Here is a 14,410-nt window from a genome sequence, read left to right as displayed (position 1 = left end):
AAGACGTGACGTTTCGCGGAAGGCGAAGCATTGTCCCACGCAAACGGCGACGTCTCCGCGGCTGTTATCTCGGGAGTAGTGACATGAAACCCGACTATTGGAGCGCGAACTAGCGCATGAGTAACGTCAGCCTGTGGGGCGTCCTGAGCATCGACTCGCGCCGGAGTGAAGGCACAAATTATCGCGCAAGAAGCGACTAATAATGGAACGACAGGTAGGAACGGATACTTCGCGCGGCAGCGGGGCATAAGACTTCTATGTTCGGGTGTTTCAGCGTATGCCCCTACGCAACAGATGACAACGAATACTGTCGCAACTGGTGCTTAAGCCGTTGCTTGTGACTCCTTATTGACGGCGAGAATCTCCTGCGCGCTCGCGCGGACCGCCCAGTCGAGCCCGTGGGCCGCGATGGCCGGCTCGACCATCTTCGCCCCGATGTAGTAGCCGCACCGCTCGGGGAGCACGCTCCGCTGCGTCGTGCGCGCTTCGTCGCTCATGCCGCCGGATAAGAATCGCAGGCGCAGGCCGAGCGCGGCACGGTCCAGCTCGGCGGTGAGCGCGGGCGTTATCACCGGCTCCAGCTCCCGGATGCGCGCGTATTCGCGCCTGCCGTAGCCGTAGTACTCCCAGATGGCGTGGCCGGGGCTCACCGCTCTCGCGGCTTGCACCGCGAGCCCTTCGTTCACGACCAGCTCGCGCAGCGGGACGGTGCGTCCCGTCTCCCAATAGGAGTAGTTGCCATCGGCCTCGGCGATCGCCTGCTTCATGACGCTGCGGCTCTCGGGCGACGTGTACCGGACAGCGTGGGCCAGCTCGTGCGCGAGCCAGAGCGGAATGAGCTCCGGATCGAGGCCGAGTCCCTGCGTGTCGGGGTTCGCGATGCTAGTGAAGTGCTCCAGGCACACGAAGGCGATTCCCCTACCGTTCACCACGAGCTCGCCGGCGTTCGCCGCGCCGACGCCTACCATGAGGACGATGTCTATGTCGCTGTCGATCTTCAGAACGGCGCGGCACTTCTCCTCGGCCTCACGCGCGAGGGCCACGACGTCGCGCCGCTCGAGCATCGTGCGGAGATCCACGCGGTTCGCGTTGACGGTGGCGCGAACTACTTCCTGGAAGTGCGGGCCCCGCGGGTCCAGCACGTAATTGTGCCAGTATGCCTCGAGGAGGGGACGATGATTTTCGAAGTAGCGGAGATAGGCGGCGACGCGATCAGAGCTGTTGTGAACTGCGAAGAAATCGGGCAACAGATTGATCAGCATCCTGTCCCAGGCGCGAGGTGGCGAGCGTCAACACAGGCACTGTAAAAGACGCGGGAAGATACGCCGCGAAAAAATTTCGAACAAGGGGAAAACTTTTAATTCGTAAAAACTTTTTCGCATGGCACAAAAATTCCCTCTCTTTTTTGTCGGGTAAGGAGGCAGGGCCTTGACAACGCTGCGACGGATCGAGCTGCGCTGCCCGATCTGCGACAACCGCTTTCGGTCCGACTCCGTGGTCTCGACCAACGCGTTCGGTGGAAAGCGGACAGACTTTCACGAGCTAGCGAGCGGTAAACAGCCGCTGGCGTATCTCGTTCACATGTGCAGAACGTGTGGGTACTCCGGGTTAGAGCGCGATTTTGCGGACGAAGCGGAAGTCAGCGTCGGCCTGAAAGAGCAAGTGTGGAAAGAGCTGTCCCCGATCGCATCGTCTGCCGCAATGACCGGGTCGGAGAAATACGAAGCCGCGGCGAAGGTCGCGGAGTGGCAGATGGCGGACATTCGCCACGTCGCCGATCTCTGGCTGCGCGCGGCGTGGTGTTGCGTGGACGAGTTCGACGTCGAAGCCGAGCGTTACTTCCGGCGGCTTGCGGCCCGCTGGTTCGAGAGGGTGGCAGCCGAAGTCACGGATCCGGACACGCAGCAGTGGGTGATACTCGTGGCGGACCAGCAGCGGCGGGAGCCGAAGGAGTGGTTTAGCTAGAGCTGTTGGCTGTTGGCTGTTGGCTCTTAGCCAAAAGCCCCGTGATTCCGGTTTTGTCCGTCCGCCTCAAGCCAACAGCCAATAGCTAATAGCCAACAGCTATCTCGTTCCAAACAGCCGATCGCCCGCGTCCCCAAGCCCCGGCAGGATATACCCTACGGAATTCAGCTCCCTATCCAACGCCGCGGCGTAGATCGTCACATCGGGGTGCGCTTTCGACAGGCGTCTGACTCCTTCCGGAGCCGCGACGAGGCAGAGAAAGCGGATTCGCCCCGCGCCGGCACGCTTGAGCGCGGAGACCGCCGATACGGCACTGCCTCCAGTCGCCAGCATCGGATCGAGCACGAAGAACTCGCGCTCCGGCGCGTCGCCCGGAACCTTGAAGTAGTAATCCACGGGCTCGAGCGTGTCGTGGTCGCGGTATAGCCCGATGTGGCCGACGCGCGCGGCGGGGATCAGACGCAGAATTCCTTCGACCATGCCGAGTCCGGCCCTGAGTATCGGCACGAGGGTCAGCTTCTTCCCGGTGATCCGCGCGCCGACCGTTCGCTCGAGGGGGGTCTCTACGTCGATCGAAGCCAGCCCGAGCTCGAGCGTGGCCTCGTACGCCATCAGCATCGCGATCTCGTCTACGAGCTCCTTGAAGATCTTCGTCGGCGTGTCCCTGTCGCGCAGCATTGTCAGCTTGTGCTGAATCAGCGGATGCCGGATAATTGACAGCGATGGAAACTCTGCGACTCGCTCGATGGTCATGTCTGGCCCATTCTGGTTCCGCGCGGAACGCCCGCTCTAACGTAGCAGCCCAATGAGAGAATATCAGGCGGTCGTGGTCAAGTTGACGCGCCGAACGCAGGAAGACGAGGACTCCCTGACTGACCTCTTCAACGAGAGGAGCCGGAGCGGCTGGGAGCCGGCCCTCATGGCACAGGATGAGCACAGGCTGACGGTGATCTTTCAGCGGCAAGCAACGGTGGAAGGAGTACCGTAAAGGCAGCTATTAGCTATTAGCTATGAGCTATTGGCTGTTGGCTATTAGCGAACAGCCCCGGTGTTCCTGCCGTCCCGCCGTGGCCAAAAGCCAATAGCCAACAGCCAATAGCTCATGGAAGTGACCTTCGTAGGCGCGGCTCGAGAAGTGACCGGCTCGTGTCACGTTCTCAAAGTGGACGGCCGAACGGTGCTGCTCGACTGCGGGTTGTTCCAGGGGGCGCGGCAGGAGTCCGCCGCCAAGAACAAGAGGCTTCCACTGCCAATCGGCGAGATCGACGCCGTCGTGCTGTCGCACGCGCACATCGATCACGCCGGCCGGCTGCCGCTTTTGATCCGCGAGGGCTACGCGAAGCAGATCTTCGCCACGCCCGCCACCCGGGATCTGTGCGCGATCATGCTGGGCGACTCGGCGCACATCCAGGAGAAGGACGCGGAGTTCCTCGCCAAGCGCCGCAAGGAGTTCATCGAGCCGCTGTACACAACGCGCGACGCGGTGCGAACGATCGAGCTGATGGTGGGCCAGCCGTACGGCACCACCTTCGACGTCGTCCCCGGCGTGCGCGCGACGTTCATCGACGCGGGACACATACTAGGCTCTGCGTCGGTGATCCTGGATTGCACGGAGAACGGAGTCAGCATGCGGCTCGTGTTCTCCGGCGACATCGGCCGGCGCGGACTCGCCATCATCCGCGACCCGCAGATCCCGACCGGCGCGGACGCGGTGATCATGGAATCGACGTACGGCAACCGGGACCACGAGTCCGTGGCGGACGCGCGCTCGCACCTCGCCCGAGTCGTGCGCGAGACCGCGGCTCGCGGCGGCCGGGTGCTAATCCCGGCGTTCGCCGTAGGCAGGACGCAGGAGCTCATCTACAGCCTGCACGAGCTGCACCGGGAGGGCGCCATCCCGGCCGTCCCGATTTACGTGGACTCCCCACTCGCGATCGACACGACCAGCGTGTTCGAGATGCACCCGGACACTTTCGATCGCAATGAGGACTTCGTCCGGAAGGTCCCGGAGCTGTTCCAGTTCGACCTGGTACGCTACACTCGTAGCGTAGAGGATTCGAAAGAGCTCTCCGCCATGCACGGGCCGATGGTGATCATCGCGGCGTCCGGCATGGTCGAGGCCGGCAGGATCCTGCACCACCTGGCGCAGGGAGCCGGGGATCCGCGAAACACGATCCTGATCGTTGGCTTCCAGGCCGAGCATACGCTTGGGCGGCGGATCGTCGAGCGGCGGCCGATGATCAAGGTGTTCGGCGACGAGATGCCGCTCAAGGCGAACGTCGAGGTGATCAACGGCTACAGCGCGCACGCCGACCGCAGGGAGCTGACGTCGTGGCTCCAGGCCGTGCGGGAGAGCTCTCCCGCGCTGCGGGACATTTATCTCGTGCACGGCGAGCCGCCCGCGCAGGACGAGCTCGCGACATCGCTCACGGCGAAGGGATTCTCCGTCAGCAGCCCGTCGCCCGGGACGACGATCATGCTCTGAACAGCGAATAACTTTCGCTCGTGGCATCGAAGCTTCTAATCTTTTTCAGGCTGGCCGTCGCGATCATCCTCACGTTCGCGGGGCTGTGGGTAGTGTCCGCGCTGGCGGTGTTCATCTTTGCGGCACGCGACAACGCCCGCCGCGCGGATGCGATCGTCGTGCTCGGCGCCGCGCAGTACGACGGCAGGCCGTCGCCCGTGCTCAAGGCGCGCATCGATCACGCGCTGAGCCTGTTCAACCGCAAGCTCGCGCCGCGGCTGATCGTCACCGGCGGGCGCGGGGAGGGCGACACGACCAGCGAAGCAGCCGTGGCGCGGAACTATGCGCTGCGCCGCGGGGTGCCCGACAGCGCGATCTTGCTGGAATCGAGCGGCCGCACGACGGAAGAATCGATCCGGGCCGTGGCTTCGATCCTGGAGTCGCGCGATCTGAACAGCGCGGTGCTCGTGAGCGATCCCGCGCACATGTTCCGGCTGTGGATCCTGGCGCACCGGTTCGGTGTCACGCCATACACGTCGCCGACGCAGACGAGCCCGGCCCTCAACCGCCGGGCCCGCCTGCGGTACATGTTCCAGGAATCGCTCAAGGCCCCGGCGGCGCTGTTCCTCGAGGAGGCGGTGGCGACGAAGCTGCTGCCGCCGGTGAGGAAGATCATTCCGGACGAGATATCGCCCTAGAGCTGTTGGCTGTTAGCTGTCGGCTCTTGGCTCAGCTAATAGCCAACAGCCAAGAGCCAAGAGCTACTGTTTCAGTGCCCGCTCGAACCACTCCCAGTACGCCCCGCCGCCGAGTCCAGCTAGATCGTTGTGCTGCGCGTCGTCCACGATGAGCAGCTCGCCCTTGTTCCTGGCCGTCTCGAACACCGCGCGCCCCATCGCCACCGCGATCACGCCGTCGCGCGTGCCGTGGACGACCCACACGGGCGCGTCGATGGCCGCGACGGCCGCGCGCGTGTCATAGTGCACGCGCGAGATGAATCTGAAGGCGAGCGCCAGCGGCGGACTGATCACGCGCGGCGCCATCTCGCGCGCTGAAGTGAACGGGGCCTTGAGCAGCAGCGCCCGCGGCTCGTGCTCCAGCGCGAGCTCGGCCGCCACCGCGCTGCCGAGCGAGTAGCCGAAAAATGCGATGCGTGAGGAATCGACGCCGAACCGCGAACGGACGGCATCGTATGCCGCATCGGCGTCGAGCTGGATGCCCGGGTACGTTGCCTTCCCGCCGAGCCCCATGTAGCCGCGATACTCGGCCAGCACCACGGCGTAGCCGGTGCGGCGGTGGATCTCCCGAGCCCAGTCCACCTGGTAGATCGCGAGGTCGGCGTTCCCATGAAAGCAGAGCAACACGCCGCGGGAGGTGGCGGGATCGCCGACCACGTACGCCAGCAGCGGCTGTCCATCCGCGGCGGAGTAGTCGATCCGATGCACTTCCGCCGGATGCTCGAACGGCCCGGGCTGCGGAAAGTAGACGAGCTTCTCCTGCCCCCACCAGATGAGCGCGAGGAGCAGCAGGGCGACGCCGGCAGCTATCACCACCGCGATCAGCACCATTCGCGCAGCCCGCTCGCGGAAGCTCGCGCCGTTGCCCCGCGCCCTAGCTGCGCGCTCTGACGCCGGCTGCGTAGGCCGCGTGGAGCTGTTGGTAAATCGGGCCCGGCCGCCCGGCACCGATCGTGGTCTCGTCCACCTTCACGATCGGATACAGCTCGCGCAGCGAGCTCGTGTAGAACATCTCGTCCGCGGTGTCTATCTCCGCGCGCTGCACGGGCCGCTCCTCCACGGTAAGTCCCTGCTCCCCGGCGAGCTCCATGGTCACGGCGCGCGTGATGCCGGGAAGGATCCCGCACGTCAGCGGCGGAGTGATCAGCTTCCGCCCTTTGACGAGCATGACGTTGCTGATCGGACCCTCGGCGACGTGTCCCTCGATGTCGAGAAACAGCGCGTCGTCGAAGCCGGCTTCGCGCGCCGTGGTCAGCGCGATCACGGCCTCGGCATATGCCAGAGTCTTGAGGCCGGAGGTGACGGAGTATTCGTTGCGGCGACCCTTCGCGATCTGCACAGAGATGCCCTTGTCGTACATGCCGGGAGGCGTCGGAGGCAGCGGCGCCGCGATCACCACGGCGGTCGGCTTCACGCCGGGGGTCGGCGGGAGGCCCAGGTCGCCGACGCCGCGGCTCACCGTGAGCCTGATCGCGGAGTCGCCCCAGCCGTTCTCCGTCGCGACGCGCGCGCCGGTGAGGACCTGCTCGCTCAGATCCGGCAGTGCGAGACCAAGAGCCTTCGCGCCGCCGGCGAGACGCCGCATGTGGCGGGCGAGAAATGCCACGTGTCCGCCGTACGAGCGCATCGTCTCGAACAGTCCGTCCGCGCGATTGAAGCCGCGGTCGAGTCCGGAGATGTGCGGAGCGGCGGGATCGACCTGCTTTCCATTTACCCACATCAGCGTTTCAGCCATGCGGATTAATTTACGCTCATGCGAATTGCGATAGAAACGCTGACGCTCGACAACGGCCTGCGCGTGGTGCTGTCCGAGGATCACACCGCTCCGATCGTGGCGGTAAACCTCTGGTACCACGTGGGCTCGGGGAACGAGCGGAGCGGCCGCACGGGGTTCGCGCACCTGTTCGAGCACATGCTGTTTCAGGGCTCCGAGCATGTGGCCGCGAACGAGCACTTCGAGCTGATCGCGCGCGCCGGCGGCACGCTGAACGGATCCACCTGGCTCGACCGGACGAACTACTACGAGACCGTGCCGTCCAACCAGCTCGCGCTCGCGCTCTGGCTGGAGGCCGACCGGATGGGCGCGCTGCTCCCGGGGATGACGCAGGAGAAGCTCGACACCCAGCGCGACGTAGTGAAGAACGAGCGGCGCTGGACGGTGGACAACCAGCCGTACGGCAGCTGGTGGGAGAAACTTCCCGCGCTCGCCTATCCCGCGAATCATCCCTTCCACCATTCGCTCATCGGATCGTTCGAGGATCTGGACGCCGCCTCCCTTCCCGACGTGTCGGAGTTCTTCGCGACGTACTACACGCCGGACAACGCGGTCCTTTCGCTCGCGGGCGATTTCGAGCGCAGCGAGGCGGTCGTGCTGATCGAACGGTTCTTCGGCTCGATTCCGCGCGGCGCCGGCAAGCCTCCGCTCGCGGACACCGCTCTGCCGCCGGTCTTCGGCGCGCCGCTGCGCGAAGTAGTGCCCGACAACGTGTCGCTGCCGCGCTTGTATCTCGCGTTCCGGTCTCCCCCGTTCGGCTCGCCCGGTCATTACGCCGCGAGCGTATGCGCGACGATCCTCGGCACGCGCAAGACGAGCCGGCTGCAGCGGTCGCTTATTCGCGAGCAGCGCGTCGCGGCCGAGGCGAGCGCGTTCACGTTCGATCTCGCCAAGGGCGCCGACCTGCTGGTGCTCGACGTTCTCGCGCTTCCCGGCGTGTCCGCCGATACGCTGGAGGCGGCGGTGCTCGAGGAAGTGGAGCGCATCCATCGCGACGGCGTCACGGAGGAAGAAGTCGTGCGCGCTATCGCATTGATCGAGACCGGTTGGACGCTGTCCATGGAATCGGCCACCGGCCGCGCGGACAAGCTGTCGATGTTCGCCACGTACTTCGACGATCCTTCGCTCGTCAACGAGCAGTCGGACAGATACCGCGAGGTCACGAGCGACAGCGTCTCGCGGTTCGCCCGCGAGCGGCTCGGCCCCGACAACCGCGCGACGCTGCTGTACGTCCAGGCGGAGACCGCGGCACAGGCGGCAGCGTGACGGTTGCGACGCGCCCGCAGCCGGGCCCGCCGCGGCCGTACAGCTTTCCGCGGTTCGAGCGCGCGTCGCTCGACAACGGAGCGGGGCTGCTGGTCGCCGAGATAGCCAAGCTGCCGGTCGTCACCGTGACGGTAGTGGTGAACGCCGGGTCGGAGACGGATCCGCGCGGCAAGGAGGGACTCGCGCAGCTCACCGCGCGCTGTCTGGTGGAAGGAACGCGCTCGTCGTCGGCACTGGCGCTGGCGGGGCGCATCGAAAAGCTCGGCGGCGTCATCGATTCCGACGCGGGGTGGGACACGGCGCGGATAAATCTCACGTGCCTCTCACGGCATCTCGCCGAATCGCTCGACGTCCTGGGAGAGATGCTCACCGGCGCGAGCTTTCCGCAGGAGGAGCTGGACCGGCTGCGGGACGAGCGGTTCGCGGAGATCGAGCAGATCCGGTCGGAGCCGCGCGGGCTGGCCGAGGAAGCGTTCATGGAGCTGGTGTACGCGCCGGACGCGCGGTACTCGATGCCGCCCGGCGGCACGCGTGAGTCGGTTGCGGACATCACGCGCGACGACGTCGTACGATTTCATGCCGACATGTACTCGCCCGGGAACGCGTCGATCGTCGTTGCGGGCGACGTGTCGCTCGCCAACGCGCGGACCGCGCTCGAGCGGGCGTTGTCGAGCTGGTCGGGAACGCCGGGCCGGATCGTGGAGCGGGGCGTGGCCGCGGCTGAGAGCGGGAGACGCGCGCTGCTCGTCGTGAAGGAAGGCGCCGCGCAATCGGAGCTGCGCATCGGACACGTGGGGCTTCCCCGCTCCCACCCGGACTACTTCCCTTTCAGCATCATGAACGCCGCGCTAGGCGGCGTGTTCTCGTCGCGCATCAACCTCAACCTGCGCGAGCAGCACGGCTACACCTACGGCGCGCATTCGATCATCGACTGGCGCAGAGACGCGGGGCCGTTCGTCGTGTCGACAGCGGTGCAGACGGAGGTGACGGCCGACGCGGCGCGCGAGACGATCGCCGAGCTGGAGAGAATTCGTGAGGAGGAGTTGACCGCGGACGAGCTGTCGCTGGTGACCAGCTACCTGCAGGGAGTTTTCCCCATCAGGTACGAGAGCACCGCGGCGATCGCGGCCGCGCTGGCGAACCTCGTGACATACGATCTACCCGACGATTACTACGACACGTATCGCGATCGCGTGGGGGCGGTAACGACCGCTGACGCGCTACGTGCCGCGCGCGAGCACATCAGGCCGGAGGCTCTGCGGATGGTCGTGGTCGGCGACGCCTCGTTGAATGAGAAGCTGGGAAGCATGAGCTTCGGGCCTATAGACGTGCGGACCGAGATGCCGGCGGCGCCCTTTTAGGTACCGCGAGCCAAACGAAGCGCCAGCTCACGAGCGAAGGACGGCACCCTCGTCTGCTCCCATCCCTGTTCCGGGATGGTAGCGCGCACCTTGATGAACTTTCCGCCGACCAGGTAAAGAAACTGCATGTCAACGGCGACGGCGCCGCTCGGAAAGCGGACCGGCGTCGCCATCCTGTGCTCGAGGATGTTGTGCTCCCCGACGGCGATTCTGGTCGTGTCGGAGAATGCGAGGACATACTCGGCGATTTGCCCGCGGGCGACGCGGATATCCTGTATCTCCTTGAATTTCCCGCCTTCGCGCGCCGTCCACTGCTGCGAATCCGCCTCCACCCTCACATCGGCGGCGATCTCGTATATGAAAACCGTCAGGTTCGTCCGCGAGCTGTCGCGGAACCGGTACAACGAATCGGCGGGAGCGCCCCCCACCGCGGCCCGTTCCGTGAGCTTGAACTCACCGACCTGCGCGGGAACGCGCGCGTGAACATTGGCGATTGGCGCGGGTGAGACCGACGATCGTACTCCTGCAGGAGCAGCGGAGGTCGGCGAGGACGCGCAGCCGACGACCGACACCAACAAGACCGGCACCCAGACGTACTTCATTCTTGCCTCCTAGCGTTACCGCAACTCGCGTCGGCCCGTGAGCCGGACCCTACACATTCCACGGCGAGAGAAACTCGAACGCTGAAGCTACGAAAAAGAGAGGGATCGTGACTGCAAACACGCAGGCGAGATCGACAAGGCTCTGGCGAGGGAGGCGGTATCGCCAGAAGCGCCAACTGACATCGGCGTTGTGCCGATAGAGGTCAACGCCGAACCGGACGCCGGCACCGATGGAAAGCGAGAACGGAATGAACTGCAGGAGCAGAACGAGGAAGTAATAGCTCGTCGCTTTGATACTTCGGAAACGGCTGCGGTGTGTGCTGTCGACGGACACAACCCCGCCGACCCAGCCCTGGTACGCGACGGAGAAGTAGGGCAGAATGACGCCGAGCCCGGCTACGGTCTGGGGAATTGCCGCGTAGAACACGTTGCCGGCGAAATCATGAACCAGCGCCGTGGCGGGGTCGCCGGACTGATAGGCGATGGATGCCTTGTCGGAGGTAAGGGCTTTCTGAACTGTCTTGTCGCGCCGCTCCAATGCGAGCGTGTTTCCCGCATGCGCCATGAAGATGCCAACGGAGCTGGACAGGACGTAGGTCAGGAAGATCGATGCGGCGAAGGGCTTGCTGCGCAGGAGAGCCTTGATGACGCGGTCGATCATGTGCCTCTCGCTCGAAGACGTGTCGTCTAGCGCAGCTCCCTTGCCGTGATCGTTCGCGTCCACAATAGCGCGCCAGCGGTGTCGTACACGGAGATCTTCATCGATCTATCCGTGCGCGGCCCGCTGAAATCGAGTAGCGCGAAGTTGCGCTGCCGGACGAGCGTTCCCGGTACGCTCGCCGCGTTTGCCCTGCCGTCGGCGTACGCGCCGGCTGACAGCGGCGAGACTGTGATGTCGTACAGCGGATAGGTGCCGGCCCGCTCGAGGCGGGTCAGCTCGGTGAGATGCCGATTGCCCGAGAGGAACACCACTCCGGGGATCTTCTCCGCCGTGATCGCCTCGATCAGCGCCTGCCGCTCCTCGGCGTACGTTGCGAAGTTCTCGAAGTCGGCCATCGGACTCATCATCTGCCCGCCGACCGCGACGATCTTGAACGGCGCGCGGCTCGACGTCAGCGCGTCGATGATCCACTGGAGCTGGTGCTCGCCGAGGTACGTGCGCTTGCCGGTGGAGTCGCGATCGTTCGGCGTTCGGTAGAATCGGTCGTCGAGCAGGAAGAACTCGACGTCCGCCCACTGGAACATCGTCGTGACGCCCGGCTTGCCGTCCACCCCGTACGAGGGATTGCCCCAGAACAGCTTGAACGCCTCGAGCGACTTGTCCTTGTGGACCCACGAACGATCGCTGTTGTTGGGCCCGAAGTCGTGGTCGTCCCACGTGGCGTAGTGATGCGTGCTCGCGAGCAGCGGCTGCAGCTCCGGGATCGAGCGCGAGTGCGTGTAGCGCGCCAGGATTCCGGTGCGAGTGTACCAGTCCGCCTCGCGCAGATACACGTTGTCGCCGAGCCAGAGCATCGCGTCGGGCTTTGTGCGCGCGATGCTCGTGAATATCTCGAGCCCGCCGCCGTATGGATTTCCCGGGCGGTCGTACTCGGGCTCGTTCACGTACGCGCAGCTTCCGATGGCGATGCGGAAAGCCGGCGGCTCCTCCCGCCACTGCCACAGCCTCTGCGTCTGGAAGCGGAGCGGATACGGCCGGCTGATCCTTCGGTCGTTCACCACGACTTCATAGCCGTACACCTTGCCGGGCTCGACGCGATCCGCGATCTGTCTGGTCGTGAACGCGTCGGCGGCCGCGGTCCTGGCACCTGCCGTGCGATGACGTACGCCGGGCGCGGCCGAATCCCAGTAAACGAAGTGCACGTCGGCGGTGCCCGTCGTCTGCGCCCAGAGCATCACTTCGCGCATCTCGGAGTAGCCGAGCATCGGTCCGGAGCGGATAGTGACGGCCGGTGTCGCAGGGCGAGTCTGGGCCTCGACCAGGAGCGGCGAGGCAAGCGCGAAGCTCAGCGCGAGAACGAGCAGGCGAGGAAAACGGTTCATTTGAATCGTCGGTTCAAGAAAACTTCCGGGATGACACGATGAAAAATGACGCACGGATATCGTCCACGCGCTTGTACGAAGGAAAGATCTTCAAGCTCGACCTGGACCGGGTCCGGTTTCCGGATGGGAGTGAGGGAGAGATGGCGATCGTTCGCCACCCGGGCGCGAGCGCGATCGTCCCGTTCCTGAGCGACCCCGCCGGAGAAGATCCCGATCTGCTCCTGCTCCGGCAATATCGCTACGCCGCGGGCGGCTATCTGTACGAGATCCCGGCCGGCCGGCTCGACGCCGGCGAGAAGCCGCTCGAATGCGCCCATCGCGAGCTGCGCGAGGAAACCGGATGCACCGCCGAGAGTGTCCAAGAGATGTGCGCTCCATTCATGACGCCGGGTTTCGCGGACGAGAAGATTCACATCTTCCTGGCCACCGGCCTCACGCGGGGTGAGACCGCGCATGAGGCGGACGAGTTCGCCGAGGTCGAGGTGGTGAAGCTGTCGCGGGCGTTGGCGATGATAGAGAAGGGGGAGATCGTCGACGCGAAGTCGATCATCGGGATTTTGTTTGCCGCCGGATTCCGGGCGGGACGGTAACTGCGCTGCGTGCTGCGTGCTGCGTCCTCGCAGGCTCCGTGAGTGAGTCACATATATAGTAGTGCCGCCGTTTTCTCGGTCATGATGACCGAACGGATTAACAATCTGTTTTGCGCAGCGTCTAAAAATGTTCTATGAGTGTCCTGAGTAAGGGACACAACGGGGGCCGCAAGGCGAGTCCGATCGACGTAAGACATTGCTAAATAACGACTTAACTTGTCGGCACGGCGCGGCACGACCGATGCAACCTGGTACGGTGAACCACCGGTCCGTCGACTGAGGTCGTTCCTCAACCGATTCGAGCCCGGAAACCTGCAGAGAGAGGAGACCACATGGCCACTAGCGTTGTCCGCAAGCAGTTGATCACCACCCCGGCCATCTCCGTTCGAGAGCAGCTCAAGCTCGCGGACGATTCCGGCGTGGTCACGGCCTTCCTCGGCGGGGAAGAGCGGGCCTTCGAGGAGCTGGTCGTCAGGTATCAGACCAGGCTGCTCAACTTCATCTACCGGACGGTAGGCGACAGGGAGCGCGCCGAGGATCTGGTGCAGGAAGTGTTCATCCGCGTGTACCGGCACCTCCATAGGTTCGACCGCTCCAAGAAGTTTTCGACCTGGGTGTACACGATCGCCTCGAACCTCGCCAAGAACGAGCTGCGGAACAGGTCGCGCAACCCGCTGGTGCTGTTCCAGACGGTCAAGAAGAACTGGCAGGACGAGGACCGACCGCTCGAGTTCGAGGATTCATCGACCCGGCCGGACGACATGTACCGGAAGCGCCACCTTCGCCGGGTCGTGGAAGAGTCGGTCGCCAAGCTTCCCGAGCACCACCGGGATGTGTTCATCCTGCGGGAGCTGGAAGGGAAGTCCTACGAGGAGATCGCGGAGATCACGGGCTGCAACCTTGGCACCGTGAAATCGCGGCTCAACAGGGCCAGAAACAGTTTCGCCGAGATCGTAGCGCCGGAACTGGAATAGCTGCAAGTTCGGGAACCGGGGTACCCTTGTCGGGTACCCTAACCCGACCCTGTAGGCTCCTTGTAGCGAGTATCCATGGACTGTCGCACCTTCCACGCCCGCCACGTCGGCTTCGTCGACGACGTTCTCCCCGGAATTGAAATCGTAGAGATGCAGCGGCACCTCGCCGAATGCGCGCCGTGCGCGCGCCACGACGCGCTGATCCGCCGCTCGCTGCTGCTGTTCCGGAACATGCCGGGGATCGAGTGCTCTGCCGGGTTCACCGAGCGCGTGAATGACAGGATCCGCGAGCTGAACGACGCCCCGCTGTCGCGGCCCGCGTCGTTTCTCACGCCCGGAGGCGCCGTGGTTGCGGTCTGCGCCGCCGGACTTCTGATCTTCGCGGGCGCGAACCTCCTGTCGGGGAGCGACGCTCCCCTGTCACACGCTCCGGTAGTGGCGACGGTGCCCGCGCAGGATGAGCCGCCGGTCGAGGAGTCGCTGATGGCGTCGCAGGCGATGCTCGCCTCGGTGTCCATGGGAATTCCGATCTGGCCCGCGGCGCTGATGGCGGAGCAGGCGCAGATCCAGTTTGCCAACTCGGCGTTCCGCCTGACGAACCTCACCCGGTAGCAGTCGGCGGTATATTGGGAGC

16 protein-coding genes are annotated in these 14,410 nt (G+C 64.8%); 9 read left to right on the top strand and 7 right to left on the bottom strand.

Annotation, left to right across the window (positions count from 1 at the left end):
* Positions 1-323 precede the first annotated feature (323 nt).
* Positions 324-1,262 (bottom strand): hypothetical protein, encoded by a 939-nt coding sequence (locus WEA80_06580; GenBank protein MEX1186237.1) that lies wholly within the window; start codon positions 1,260-1,262, stop codon positions 324-326.
* Positions 1,263-1,428: 166 nt separating this feature from the next.
* Between WEA80_06580 and WEA80_06575 the strand changes: the two genes are divergently transcribed.
* Positions 1,429-1,965 carry a DUF2225 domain-containing protein gene (locus tag WEA80_06575; protein ID MEX1186236.1) on the top strand — a complete coding sequence of 179 codons (537 nt, stop codon included), beginning with the start codon at positions 1,429-1,431 and terminating at the stop codon, positions 1,963-1,965.
* A 99-nt stretch (positions 1,966-2,064) separates the two neighbouring features.
* Here the strand turns inward: WEA80_06575 and upp are convergent, their stop codons facing one another.
* Entirely contained in the window at positions 2,065-2,718 is a 654-nt protein-coding gene (gene upp, locus WEA80_06570) for a uracil phosphoribosyltransferase (GenBank protein MEX1186235.1), read from the bottom strand.
* Between the two features lie 52 nt (positions 2,719-2,770).
* On the opposite strand from upp, the gene WEA80_06565 reads away from it, so the two are divergent.
* From WEA80_06565 to WEA80_06555, 3 genes are all read left to right on the top strand, one after another.
* Positions 2,771-2,953 (top strand): hypothetical protein, encoded by a 183-nt coding sequence (locus WEA80_06565; protein ID MEX1186234.1) that lies wholly within the window; start codon positions 2,771-2,773, stop codon positions 2,951-2,953.
* Positions 2,954-3,073: 120 nt separating this feature from the next.
* Positions 3,074-4,450, top strand: coding sequence for an MBL fold metallo-hydrolase (locus tag WEA80_06560; protein MEX1186233.1), 1,377 nt, complete (start codon positions 3,074-3,076; stop codon positions 4,448-4,450).
* A gap of 20 nt (positions 4,451-4,470) precedes the next feature.
* Positions 4,471-5,127 carry a YdcF family protein gene (locus tag WEA80_06555; protein ID MEX1186232.1) on the top strand — a complete coding sequence of 219 codons (657 nt, stop codon included), beginning with the start codon at positions 4,471-4,473 and terminating at the stop codon, positions 5,125-5,127.
* A 63-nt stretch (positions 5,128-5,190) separates the two neighbouring features.
* On the opposite strand, the gene WEA80_06550 is transcribed toward WEA80_06555, so the two are convergent.
* Together WEA80_06550 and WEA80_06545 are read right to left on the bottom strand one after the other, a co-directional pair.
* Positions 5,191-5,994, bottom strand: a complete 804-nt coding sequence (locus tag WEA80_06550) for an alpha/beta hydrolase (GenBank protein ID MEX1186231.1) — start codon at positions 5,992-5,994, stop codon at positions 5,191-5,193.
* A 46-nt stretch (positions 5,995-6,040) separates the two neighbouring features.
* On the bottom strand, positions 6,041-6,901 hold the full coding sequence (locus WEA80_06545; GenBank protein ID MEX1186230.1) for an aminotransferase class IV: 861 nt from the start codon (positions 6,899-6,901) through the stop codon (positions 6,041-6,043).
* An 18-nt stretch (positions 6,902-6,919) separates the two neighbouring features.
* Here WEA80_06545 and WEA80_06540 point away from each other — a divergent pair, with 18 nt between their 5' ends.
* Both WEA80_06540 and WEA80_06535 read left to right on the top strand, forming a co-directional pair.
* Positions 6,920-8,206 carry a pitrilysin family protein gene (locus WEA80_06540; GenBank protein ID MEX1186229.1) on the top strand — a complete coding sequence of 429 codons (1,287 nt, stop codon included), beginning with the start codon at positions 6,920-6,922 and terminating at the stop codon, positions 8,204-8,206.
* Complete coding sequence (locus WEA80_06535) at positions 8,203-9,567, top strand: pitrilysin family protein (GenBank protein ID MEX1186228.1); 1,365 nt, start codon at positions 8,203-8,205, stop codon at positions 9,565-9,567. The genes WEA80_06540 and WEA80_06535 overlap by 4 nt, the downstream gene beginning before the upstream one ends.
* On the opposite strand, the gene WEA80_06530 is transcribed toward WEA80_06535, so the two are convergent.
* Genes WEA80_06530 through WEA80_06520 form a run of 3 tightly spaced genes read right to left on the bottom strand, consistent with a single transcriptional unit; the run spans position 9,564 to position 12,212 of the window.
* Positions 9,564-10,169 (bottom strand): hypothetical protein, encoded by a 606-nt coding sequence (locus WEA80_06530; GenBank protein MEX1186227.1) that lies wholly within the window; start codon positions 10,167-10,169, stop codon positions 9,564-9,566. The two genes, WEA80_06535 and WEA80_06530, sit on opposite strands and share 4 nt — an antisense overlap.
* Positions 10,170-10,218: 49 nt before the next feature.
* Positions 10,219-10,830, bottom strand: coding sequence for a hypothetical protein (locus WEA80_06525; GenBank protein MEX1186226.1), 612 nt, complete (start codon positions 10,828-10,830; stop codon positions 10,219-10,221).
* Between the two features lie 26 nt (positions 10,831-10,856).
* Positions 10,857-12,212: an alkaline phosphatase D family protein gene (locus WEA80_06520; protein MEX1186225.1), complete on the bottom strand. Its 1,356-nt coding sequence runs from the start codon at positions 12,210-12,212 to the stop codon at positions 10,857-10,859.
* A gap of 38 nt (positions 12,213-12,250) precedes the next feature.
* Between WEA80_06520 and WEA80_06515 the strand changes: the two genes are divergently transcribed.
* The 3 genes from WEA80_06515 to WEA80_06505 all read left to right on the top strand — a co-directional run bounded on the left by WEA80_06515 (position 12,251) and on the right by WEA80_06505 (position 14,388).
* Positions 12,251-12,802, top strand: coding sequence for an NUDIX hydrolase (locus WEA80_06515; protein MEX1186224.1), 552 nt, complete (start codon positions 12,251-12,253; stop codon positions 12,800-12,802).
* A gap of 332 nt (positions 12,803-13,134) precedes the next feature.
* Positions 13,135-13,776 carry a sigma-70 family RNA polymerase sigma factor gene (locus WEA80_06510; GenBank protein MEX1186223.1) on the top strand — a complete coding sequence of 214 codons (642 nt, stop codon included), beginning with the start codon at positions 13,135-13,137 and terminating at the stop codon, positions 13,774-13,776.
* Between the two features lie 75 nt (positions 13,777-13,851).
* Positions 13,852-14,388: a zf-HC2 domain-containing protein gene (locus WEA80_06505; protein ID MEX1186222.1), complete on the top strand. Its 537-nt coding sequence runs from the start codon at positions 13,852-13,854 to the stop codon at positions 14,386-14,388.
* Positions 14,389-14,410: the final 22 nt, after the last annotated feature.

It is taken from the genome of Gemmatimonadaceae bacterium (assembly GCA_040882285.1).
Classification (GTDB): Bacteria; Gemmatimonadota; Gemmatimonadetes; order Gemmatimonadales; family Gemmatimonadaceae; genus JACDCY01.
The sequence above is the reverse complement of the archived record's forward strand: the minus strand, read 5'-3'. Positions and strand labels throughout refer to the sequence as shown.